Consider the following 12,221-nt stretch of genomic DNA (forward strand, 5'->3'; position numbering starts at 1 on the left):
ATGCATTTCAGCGAACTGATGGCTGTTCTTTCCACCCATGCGATCCGCCTTCAACAGGAAGATGAAGACCTGGTCATTCTGGGCAGCGACGACGCGCTGGACGATGCGTTGTGGGACAGCCTCAGCGAACACAAGGCGCAGTTGCTGGAGCTGGTCGCGCAAAACGGTGGCGACTGGCTGAGCCCGGCGTTTCGCATCACCCCGGACATGCTGCCGCTGGTGACTCTGGATCAGCCGACCATCGATCGCCTGGTCGCCAAAGTACCCGGCGGCGCCGCCAACCTGCAGGACATTTACCCGCTGGCGCCGCTGCAGGAAGGCATGCTTTATCTGCACCTGTCGGCGCCCGCCGGTGACCCCTACGTGTCGCAAGCGCGATTCGCCTTCGACAGCCGCGAACGTCTGGAGGCTTTCGCCGAGGCGCTGCAATGGATGATCGAACGCCACGACATTCTGCGCACTTCGTTTGTCTGGGAGCGCCTGGATGAACCGCTGCAAGTGGTGCAGCGGCAGGCTCGTCTGCACTGCGAAGAAATCGCCCTCGACCCGGGCGCGGATGTCCTGACGCAACTGCTGGAGCGCCACGACCCACGGTTCTTCCGCCTCGACATCCGGCAGGCGCCGCTGCTGCGTCTGGTGTACGCCATGGATCCGGCCAACGGGCGCGTGGTCGCGCTGTTGCTGTTCCATCACCTGATCATGGACCACGTCGCCCTCGACGTGGTGCGCCGGGAAACCCGCGCGCATCTGCTGGGCCAGACCGCGCAGGTCGGGCCGCCGGTGCCATACCGCGATCACCTGGCCAAGGCCCGCCTGCGTCTGGACGAGCAGGTGCACGAAGCGTTTTTCCGCGAGATGCTCGCCGACATCGACGAGCCGACCTTGCCGTGTGGTCTGCAGGATGTGCAGGGCGATGGCCAAGGCATCGAAGAAGCCTTGCTGATGCTCGACACCGATTTCAGCCGGCAACTGCGCGGCCAGGCACGTCAGCTCGGTGTCAGTGTGGCGAGCCTGATGCACCTGGCGCTGGCGCGGGTGCTCGGCCAGTTGTCCGGGCGCACGGCTGTGGTGTTCGGCACTGTGCTGCTGGGGCGGATGGAGGCGGGCGAGGGCGGCGAACAGGCGCTGGGGATGTTCATCAACACATTGCCGCTGCGCGTGGATGTCGGGCAGGACGGCGTGCGTGCCGGGGTGCTGGCCACCCATCGACGCCTGACCGCGTTGCTCGGCCATGAACAGACTTCACTGGCCCTGGCCCAGCGTTGCAGCGCAGTGGCGGTGCCGACGCCGTTGTTCAGCGCGATCCTCAACTATCGCCACAGCAGCAGTGAAGAGATCGCCGAGGTCAGCGAACTGGCCCCCGGCGTGCAAGTGCTGGGCGCCCGCGAGCGCACCAACTACCCGCTGACGATCAACATCGACGACCTCGGCGAAGACTTGCGCATCACCGCGCTGGCGGATGCGGCGCTGGGTGCCGAACGCATCGCCGCTTACCTGCACACCGCGTTGCACAGCCTGCTGCAGGCCTTGCAATCGACCCCGGATGCACCGCTGCAACGCCTGAATACTCTGCCGGCGGCCGAGCGCGAATACCTGCTGCACGGGGTCAACTCGCCGTTGCCGCAGTTCCCGGAAACCCCTTTGATCCATCAGCAATTCGAAGCCCACGCGGCGGCACGCCCGGAGGCCGCAGCGCTGCTGTTCGAAGAGCAGACGCTGAGCTACGGCGAGCTCAACCGCCGCGCCAATCAGCTTGCGCATCACCTGCTGGCGCGGGGGATTCGTCCGGATCAGCGCGTGGCGATCTGCGTCGAGCGCGGCCCGCAGATGATCATCGGCCTGCTTGGTATCCTCAAGGCCGGCGCCGGTTACGTGCCGATCGACCCGGCCTATCCACTGGAGCGCATCGCCTACACCTTGCAGGACAGCGCCCCGGTGGCGGTGCTGACCCAGGCCGATACGCTGGATCGGGTTGGCGCGCTCAATGTGCCGATCATCGATCTGGACAGCCTGCAGTTGCAGGCTGAACTCAGCAGCAATCCGCAGATTCCCGAGCTGACCCCAAATCATCTCGCCTATGTGATCTACACCTCCGGTTCCACCGGGTTGCCCAAAGGCGTGATGGTCGAACACCGCAACGTGGTGCGACTGTTTTCGGCGACCCACGACTGGTTCAACTTCAACCCGCAAGACGTGTGGGCGCTGTTCCATTCCTTCGCCTTCGATTTCTCGGTGTGGGAAATCTGGGGCGCGCTGGCGTTCGGCGGACAATTGTTGCTGGTGCCGCAGGCTGTCAGCCGCTCGCCGGACGACTGCTACGCGCTGCTGTGCCGCACTGGCGTCACCGTGCTCAATCAGACCCCGAGCGCCTTCCGTCAACTGATCGCCGCGCAGGGCCGCAGCCCGTTGCAGCACTCGTTGCGCGAAGTGATCTTCGGCGGCGAAGCACTGGAACCGGGCCTGCTCAAACCGTGGTACGCGCGGGTCGGCAATGCCGGTACGCGGCTGGTGAACATGTACGGCATCACTGAAACCACGGTGCACGTGACCTATCGCCCACTGCAGGCAGCGGACGCGCTGCTGGTCGGGCGCAGCCCGATCGGTGTGGGCATTCCCGACCTGCAACTGTACGTGCTCGACGCGCAGCGCGAGCCGGTGCCGGCCGGCGTGATCGGCGAGTTGTACGTCGGTGGCGCCGGGGTTGCCCGGGGTTACCTCAATCGTGAAGCGCTGACTGCTGAACGCTTTATCGCCGACCCGTTCAGCGGCCGTGCCGAGGCGCGTCTGTACAAGACCGGTGACCTGGCGCGCTGGACCGCCGATGGCAGCCTCGAATACCTCGGTCGCAACGACGATCAAGTGAAGATCCGTGGTTTCCGCATCGAACTCGGTGAAATCGAAGCTCGCCTCGCCGCCTGCGACGGTGTGCGCGAAGCGCTGGTGATCGCCCGCGAAGACAGTCCCGGTGACAAGCGTCTTGTCGCCTACTGGCTGGCCGCCGCAGGCACTGAACCGAGCGCCGCGCAATTGCGCGACGAGTTGCTGCTGTCGCTCGCCGACTACATGGTGCCGAGCGCCTTTGTGCGCCTCGACGCCATACCGCTGACCACCAACGGCAAGCTTGATCGCAAAGCCTTGCCGCAACCGGACAGCGATGCGTTCGCCCGTCGCGGTTTCGAAGTCCCAGTGGGGGAAGTCGAAACCCTGATTGCCGGGATTTGGCAGAGCCTGCTCGGTGTCGAGCAGGTCGGGCGGCACGACAATTTCTTCGAACTCGGCGGCCATTCGCTGTTGGCGGTGAAACTGATCGAACGCATGCGCCAGCACGACTTGCAGTGCGACGTGCGCGTGCTGTTCGGCCAGCCGAGCGTTGCGGCGCTGGCGGCGACCTTGAGTCACAGTCACGCCCTACGGGTTCCAGAAAATCTGATTGCCGCCGATTGCACGCGGATCACCCCGGACATGCTGCCGCTGGCCACGCTGGATCAGGCCGCCATCGACCGCGTGGTCGCCAATGTGCCCGGCGGCGTCGGCAATGTGCAGGATATTTACGGCCTGGCGCCGTTGCAGGCGGGGATTCTCTACCACCATCTGGCGACCAGCGCCGGGGATCCGTACGTGCTGCAGGCGCAATTCGCCTTCGCCGGTCTGGCACAGATCAAGGCTTTCGTCCGTGCGTTGAATGCGGTGATCGAGCGCCACGACATTCTGCGCACCAGCGTGGTTTGGGAAGGGCTTGAGGAGCCAGTGCAAGTGGTCTGGCGCGAGGCGCCGCTGGCGCTGGAACGGGTCGATGCCGACCTGCTGGAGGGCGATGTGCTGGAGCAGATGCAGGCGCGGTTCGATCCACGGCACTACCGCCTCGACCTGCGCCGGGCGCCGCTGATGCGTCTGGCCTACACCGAAGACCGTGAACAACAGCGCTGGGTCGGCATCCTGTTGCTGCACCACATCGTGCTCGACCACACCGCACTGGAAGTGTTGCTGGCGGAAATGAACGACAGCCTGTACCCGAGCGGCGCCGATTTGCCGATGCCGGTGCAGTACCGCAACTACGTGGCGCAGGCGCAGCAACAGGCCAATGCCGAGGCGCATGAAGCGTTCTTCCGCGACATGCTCGGCGACATCGACGAGCCGACCGTGGCCTTCGGTGTGCAGGACGTACATGGCGACGGCAGCACCATTGTCGACAGCGAGCAGGCGCTGGATTCGAGCGTGGCCCAGCGCTTGCGCGAGCAGGCGCGCCGCCTCGGCATCAGCGCGGCCAGTCTGGTGCACCAGGCCTGGGGCCAGGTGCTGGCGCAGGTTTCGGGGCGCGAAGAGGTGGTGTTCGGCACCGTGCTGCTCGGGCGCATGCAGGGCGGCGAGGGCGCCGATCGCGCACTCGGCATGTTCATCAACACCTTGCCGTTGCGGGTCAGTGTTGGCGCTACCTCGGTAGAGCAAGGCGTGCGCGCTACTCATGAGCGTCTGGCGCAATTGCTGGCGCATGAGCAGGCCTCGCTGTCGCTGGCCCAGCGTTGCAGCGGTGTTGCCGCGTCGCTGCCGCTGTTCAGCAGCTTGCTCAACTATCGCCACAGCGCGGCGGAACCGACAGGCGTGGCCTGGGACGGGATCGAGATTCTCAGCTCGCGCGAGCGCAGCAACTATCCGCTGGTGGTCAGCGTCGACGACCTCGGCACCGGTTTCCGCCTGAGCGTGCAGGCGGTGCCGCAAGTGGATGGCGCGCGGGTCTGCGATTACCTGCAAACCGCGCTGCACAACTTGCTGACCGCTCTGGAGCACTCGCCAGCAACGTCGCTGCGGCAGATATCGGTGCTGTCGCCGAGCGAACGCCAGCGGGTCCTGGTCGGCTTTAACATCACCGGTCGCGACTACCCGCCGGCGCAAACCGTGCAGCGTTTGGTCGAGGCCCGGGCGGCCGCGCACCCCGAGGCATTGGCGGCGGTGCAAGGCGCGCAGCAGTTGAGCTATGGCGAACTCAATCAGCGGGCCAATCGCCTGGCACATCACCTGATTGGCCTTGGCGTGCAGCCCGATGACCGGGTCGCCCTATGTGCCCGGCGCAGCCCGGACATGCTGGTGGCGCTGCTGGCGATCCTCAAGGCCGGCGCCGGTTATGTGCCGGTCGATCCGGCGTATCCGGCGGAACGCATCGCCTACCTGTTGCAGGACTGCGCCCCGGTGGCGGTGGTGGCGCAGGCATCGACTCGCGATCTGCTCGGTGGCGTGCAGGTCATTGATCTGGACAACGACCTCTGGCAGCACCTGTCGGATGCCAATCCGCAGGTGCCGGCATTGACGCCGAAGCATCTGGCTTACGTGATCTACACCTCCGGCTCCACCGGCCAACCGAAAGGGGTGATGGTCGAGCATGCGACCCTGGAAAACCTTGTGCACTGGCACGCTGAAGCCTTTGATTTGCAGGCCGGCAGCCAGACCGCGAGTGTCGCCGGCTTCGGTTTCGATGCGATGGCCTGGGAAGTCTGGCCGGCACTGTGTGTCGGCGCGACCTTGCACCTGCCGCCGCCGTCGATCCGCAACGAGCACCTCGACGAGATGCTCGACTGGTGGTGCGCGCAGCCGTTGCAGGTCAGCTTCTTGCCGACGCCGGTGGCCGAATACGCGTTCAGCCGGCAATTGCAGCACCCGACCTTGCGCACGCTGCTGATCGGCGGCGACCGACTGCGTCAGTTCAGTCGCCAGCAAACCTTCGAAGTGATCAACAACTATGGCCCGACCGAAGCCACGGTGGTCGCCACCTCGGGGCCGGTCGAACTGGATCAGCCGCTGCATATCGGCCGGCCGATCGCCAACGTCAGAATCTATGTGCTGGACGCCGAGCAGCGTCCGGTGCCGGTGGGCGTGGCGGGCGAGTTGTATGTCGGCGGGGCAGGCGTGGCGCGCGGCTATTTGAATCGCCCCGAGCTGAGCGCTGCGCAGTTCCTTTTCGACCCATTCAGCGATGAGCCGCAGGCGCGCATGTACCGCACCGGCGATCAGGCGCGTTGGCTGGCCGACGGCAACATCGAGTACCTGGGGCGCAACGATGATCAGGTCAAACTGCGTGGCGTGCGTATCGAGCTCGGTGAAATCGAAGCCGCGCTCGGCAGTCACGTTGCACTGCAGGAAGCGGTGGTGCTGGTTCGCGATGGGCGGCTGATTGCGTGGTTCACCGAGCGCACGGCGGTCGATATTCAGCAGTTGCACACGCATTTACAGGCACGCTTGCCGGATGCGCTGCTGCCGGCGGCTTACGTGCGGCTGGACGCATTGCCGCTGACCGCCAACGGCAAGATCGACCGCAAGGCCTTGCCGGAACCGGAGCACGGCGCGTGGCTCAGCCGCGAATATGAAGCGCCACAAGGTGCCGTGGAAAACGCGCTGGCGCAGATCTGGATCGACGTGCTGAAAGTCGAGCGAGTCGGGCGTCACGATAACTTCTTCGAACTGGGCGGGCATTCGCTGTTGGCGGTGAGCCTGATCGAACGCATGCGCCAGATCGACCTCGCGGCTGACGTGCGCGTGCTGTTCAATCAGCCGACCCTGGCCGCATTGGCCGCCGCTGTGGGCAGCGGTCGCGAAATCGAGGTGCCGGCCAACCGCATTCCGCCGGGCTGCACCCGCATCACTCCGGACATGCTCAGCCTGACTGAACTCGATCAGGCCAGCATCGAGCGTATCGTCGCCACCGTGCCGGGCGGGGCCGCCAACGTGCAGGACATCTATCCGCTGGCACCGCTGCAGGAAGGCATTCTTTACCACCACTTGAGCGCCGAACAGGGCGATCCGTACCTGCTGCAATCGCGGCTGATCTTCGACAGCGTCGAGCGCTTGCGCACCTTCAGCCAAGCCTTGCAGCAGGTCATCGCGCGTCACGACATTCTGCGCACCAGCGTGGTCTGGGAAGGGCTGGCGAGTCCGCAGCAAGTGGTCTGGCGTCAGGCGCCGCTGGTGGTGCAAGCGGTGCCGCTGGATCCGGCGCAGGGCGACGTTCTCGAACAGTTGCACGCGCGGTTCGATGCCCGGCACAACCGCCTCGACCTGAGCCAGGCGCCGCTGATGCGCATCGTCTACGCCGAAGACCCGGCGCAGCAACGGGTGGTGGCGATCATCCTGTTCCAGCACTTGATTCTCGACCACACCGCCATGGAGGTGGTGGGCCAGGAAATGCGTGCTTTCATGTTCGATCAGGCCGACAGCCTCGGCACGCCGATGCCGTACCGCAACTACGTGGCGCAGGCGCGTCTGGGCGCCAGCGAGCAGGAGCACGAAGCGTTTTTCCGCGACATGCTCGGCGATATCGACGAACCGACCCTGCCGTTCGGCCTGCATGACGTGCAAGGCGATGGCGGCGACATCGAGGAGGCGCAGCAAGCCGTCGATGCCGGATTGACCCTGCGCCTGCGGGAGCAGGCGCGGCAGTTGGGTGTCAGCCCGGCGAGCCTGATGCACCTGGCCTGGGCGCAGGTGCTGGGCGTGCTTGCCAACCGCCGCGATGTGGTCTTCGGCACGGTGCTGTTGGGTCGTTTGCAGGGCGGTGAAGGCGCGGATCGCACCCTCGGCGTGTTCATCAACACCTTGCCGCTGCGGGTGGATGTCAGCGAAGGCGTGCGCGCTGCGGTCAAGACTACCCACGCACGGCTGACCGCGTTGCTGGCCCATGAACACGCGCCATTGGCGCTGGCCCAGCGTTGCAGCGCGGTGTCCGGGGCGCCCCTGTTCAGCGCCTTGCTCAACTACCGGCATACCGCTGCCGAAGCGCAGCCGCATGACGGTCAGGGCATCTGGGAAGGCGTGCAATTGCTTGGCGGCGAAGAACGCAGCAACTATCCGCTGACCCTCAGCGTCGACGATCTGGGCGAAGGTTTTTCCCTGTCCGTGCTGGCGTTGGCGCAGATCGGCGCGCAACGGATCTGCGGCTACATGCACACCGCGCTGGAGCATCTGGTGCACGCGCTGGAACAGGCGCCGCAACGTCCGCTCAACCGCTTGCCGATTCTTGCGGTCGAGGAATACGAGCGCTTGCTGGTCGGTTTCAACCCGACTGCGGCGGCGTATCCGCGCGGTGCAACGATTCAGACGCTGGTGCAAACGCAGGCCGAGCAGCAGCCGCAGGCATTGGCGGTGGTGCAGGGCACGCAGCAACTGACCTATGCGCAACTCAATCAGCAGGCCAATCGCCTGGCGCATCACTTGCTGGGCCTCGGCGTGCAACCGGACGACCGGATTGCCGTGTGCCTGCAACGCAGTCCGCAGATGCTGGTGGCGCTGCTGGCGATTCTCAAGGCCGGCGCCGGTTACGTGCCGGTCGATCCGGCGTACCCGGCCGAACGCATCGCGTATTTGTTGCAGGACAGCGATCCGGTGGCGGTGCTGGCGCAGGGATCGACCCGCGAGCTGCTGGGCCGGGTGCCGGTGATCGATCTGGACCACGTCCTCTGGCAACACCTGCCGCAGACCAATCCGCAACTGCCGACGTTGACCCCGGCGCATCTGGCCTACGTGATCTACACCTCGGGATCGACCGGCCAGCCGAAAGGCGTGATGGTCGAACACGCGACCCTGGAAAACCTTGTGCACTGGCACTGTGAGGCGTTCGACCTGCGCGCCGGCAGCCACACCGCCAGCGTCGCAGGTTGCGGTTTCGACGCGATGGCCTGGGAGGTCTGGCCGGCGCTGTGTGTCGGCGCGACCCTGCACCTGCCGCCGCCGTCGATCAGTAACGAACACCTCGATGAACTGCTCGACTGGTGGCGCGCGCAGCCGTTGCAAGTGAGCTTCCTGCCGACGCCGATTGCCGAATACGCCTTCAGTCGTGAGCTGGGTCACCCGACCTTGCGCACGCTGTTGATCGGTGGCGACAAGTTGCGCCAGTTCTCGCGTGAGCAGACGTTTGCCGTGATCAACAACTACGGCCCGACCGAAGCCACGGTGGTCGCGACCTCCGGCCCGGTCGCGGTCGGCGCGCTGCTGCACATCGGCCGGCCCATCAGCAACGCCCGGATCTACCTGCTCGATGAACAGCAGCGTCCGGTGCCGGTGGGGGTTGCCGGTGAACTGTACGTCGGTGGCGCGGGTGTCGCCCGTGGTTATTTGAACCGTCCCGAGCTGACCGCCGAACGCTTCCTCGACGACCCGTTCAGTGACGAACCGCAGGCGCGCATGTACCGCACCGGCGATCTCGCGCGCTGGCTGGCGGACGGCAATATCGAGTACCTGGGACGTAACGACGATCAGGTCAAACTGCGCGGCGTGCGGGTGGAACTGGGTGAAATCGAAGCCGCGCTGTCCAGCCATGCGGCGGTGCAGGACGCGGTGGTGCTGGTGCGCGAGGCGCGGTTGATCGCCTGGTTTACTGCTCGCACAACAGTCGATAACGAGGATCTTCGCGCGCATTTGCAAGCGCGTCTGCCACAGGCACTGGTGCCGGCAGCTTACGTGCGGCTTGAGGCGCTGCCACTGACCGCCAACGGTAAACTCGACCGCAAGGCCTTGCCCGAACCGGATCAGGACGCCTGGCTCAGCCGCGAATACGCAGCCCCGCAAGGGCCGGTGGAAACCGCGCTGGCGCAGGTCTGGGCCGAGGTGCTGCAGGTCGAACAGGTCGGACGGCACGACAACTTCTTTGAACTGGGCGGGCATTCGCTGCTGGCGGTGACCCTGATCGAGCGCATGCGTCAGCTCGGCCTGAGCACCGACGTGCGCGTGCTGTTCAGCCAGCCAACCCTCGCCGCGCTGGCGGCCGCCGTCGGCAGCGGTCGCGAAGTCGCGGTGCCGGTCAACCTGATTGTGCCCGGTTGCACGCGCATTACCCCGGAACTGCTACCGCTGGTGGAACTGGATCAGGCCAGCATCGAGCGCATCGTTGCAACGGTGCCGGGCGGTGCCGCCAACGTGCAGGACATCTATCCGCTGGCACCGTTGCAGGAAGGCATTCTTTACCACCACTTGAGCGCCGAACAGGGCGATCCATACCTGCTGCAATCGCGCCTGGCATTCGACAGCCTTGAACGCTTGCACGCCTTCGCCGCCGCGCTGCGCCAGGTCATGACACGTCACGACATTCTGCGCACCGGAGTGGTCTGGGAAGGGTTGGCGACGCCGGTGCAAGTGGTCTGGCGCGAAGCTCAACTGCCGCTGCAGGAAGTCGCACTCGACCCGGCCGCCGGTGACGTACTCGCGCAATTGTTTGAGCGTTTCGACGCGCGGCATTTCCGCATCGACCTCAGTCAGGCGCCGCTGATTCGCCTGGTGTATGCGCAGGATCCGGCCAACCACCGGGTGGTCGCCATGCTGCTGTTCCATCACATCGCCATGGATCACACGGCGCTGGAAGTGGTGCAGCAGGAACTGCAGGCGCTGCTCTTCGGTCACGGCGAAGCCCTGATACCCGCCGTGCCGTATCGCAATTACGTGGCGCAGACCCGGCTGGGCGTCAGCGAGCAGGAGCATGAAGCGTTCTTCCGCGCGATGCTCGGCGAGATCGACGAGCCAACGCTGCCGTTCGGTCTGCTGGACGTGCACGGTGACGGCCATGACATCGAAGAAGTCCGTCAGCGCGTGCCGGAAGTCTTGGCGCAGCGCTTGCGCAGCCAGGCGCGGCAGCTGGGCGTGAGCGTCGCGAGCCTGTTCCATCTGGCATTTGCCCAGGTATTGGCGGCGACCTCCGGGCATGACCGCGTGGTGTTCGGCACCGTGCTACTGGGGCGTATGCAGGGCGGTACCGGCGCTGATCGCGGTCTGGGAATGTTCATCAACACGCTGCCGCTGCGGGTGGATCTGGGCGATGTTTCGGTGCGTGCCGGGGTGCGCGCCACCCATGCGCAACTGACCGCATTGCTCGGCCATGAACATGCGTCACTGGCATTGGCCCAGCGTTGCAGCGGGGTGGCGGCGCCGTCGCCGCTGTTCAGCGCCATGCTCAACTACCGGCACAGCGTCAGCGCGGAACAGTTGCAAGCCAATCGCCTGGCCTGGCAAGGCATCGAAAATCTGTCCAGCGAGGAACGAACCAACTATCCGCTGAGCTTCAACGTCGATGACCTGGGCCAGGGCTTTGATCTCACGGCCATGACCCCTTCGCAGATTGGCGCGGCGCGGGTGTGTGGCTACATGCAGCAGGCGTTGGCGGGGCTGGTCGAAGCGCTGGAGCAGACACCGCAGCAGGCCCTGAATCGCCTGCCGGTGCTGGCGGATGCCGAGCGCCAGCAGTTGCTGTTCGGCCTGAATGCCACGGACGTCGATTACGACCTTGAGCAGACCATTCATGGCTTGTTCGAAGCGCAAGTGGCGCGCTCGCCGCAGGCGCCCGCCGTGGTCGCGGGTGAGCAGCAACTCAGCTACGCCGAACTCAACGCCCGAGCCAATCAACTGGCGCGGCATCTGCGTGAATTGGGCGTAGGCCCGGATGCGCGGGTGGCGTTCTGCGTCGAGCGCGGTCTGGACATGGTGGTCGGGCTGCTGGCGATCCTCAAGGCTGGCGGCGGTTATGTGCCGCTGGACCCGGCGTATCCGCTGGAGCGTCTGGCCTACATGCTGAAAGACAGCGCGCCGTTGGCGGTGCTGGTGCAGGGAACCACGCGTTCGTTACTCGGCGAAGTCTCAGTGCCGGTGGTCGATCTGGATCAGCCGCACTGGCAATCGCTGCCTGCCGACAACCTTTCAGTAGCCGAACTGACCCCGCAGCACACCGCTTACGTCATTTACACCTCCGGTTCCACTGGCCAACCGAAAGGCGTGATCAACGAACACAGCGGGGTGGTCAACCGATTGCTGTGGATGCAGGACGCCTATCAACTGACCTCCAGCGACACGGTATTGCAGAAAACCCCGTTCAGCTTCGACGTCTCGGTCTGGGAGTTCTTCTGGCCGCTGATGACCGGCGCACGTCTGGTCATGGCCCGGCCCGAGGGGCACAAGGATCCGCAGTACCTCAGCGAAATCATCGAACGCGAACAGATCACCACGCTGCACTTTGTTCCGTCGATGCTCGATGTGTTCCTCGCTCATGCTGACACCGCACGCTGCAGCAGCCTGCGGCAAGTCATGTGCAGCGGCGAAGCGTTGCCGGGCAGCGTGGTACGGCGCTTCAAGCAGCAACTGCCGGCCAGCCAATTGCACAACCTCTACGGCCCGACCGAGGCTGCGGTGGACGTGACCGCGTGGAACTGCGCCGGGCCGCTGGAACAAACGCCAGACAACACGCCGATCGGCAAACC

The 12,221-nt window shown here is 65.4% G+C and carries 1 protein-coding gene (only partly in view); it reads left to right on the forward strand.

The window, feature by feature from the left end; all coding sequences use genetic code 11:
* Positions 1-12,221, forward strand: partial view of a non-ribosomal peptide synthetase gene (locus QMX91_RS05740; RefSeq protein WP_282412389.1) — the 5' portion only. 793 nt of this gene lie beyond the right edge of the window; 12,221 of the gene's 13,014 nt are visible here — the first part of the coding sequence; the start codon lies at positions 1-3; the stop codon falls past the right edge of the window.

The organism is Pseudomonas sp. PS01299 (assembly GCF_029960145.1).
Lineage (GTDB): Bacteria > Pseudomonadota > Gammaproteobacteria > Pseudomonadales > Pseudomonadaceae > Aquipseudomonas > Aquipseudomonas putida_A.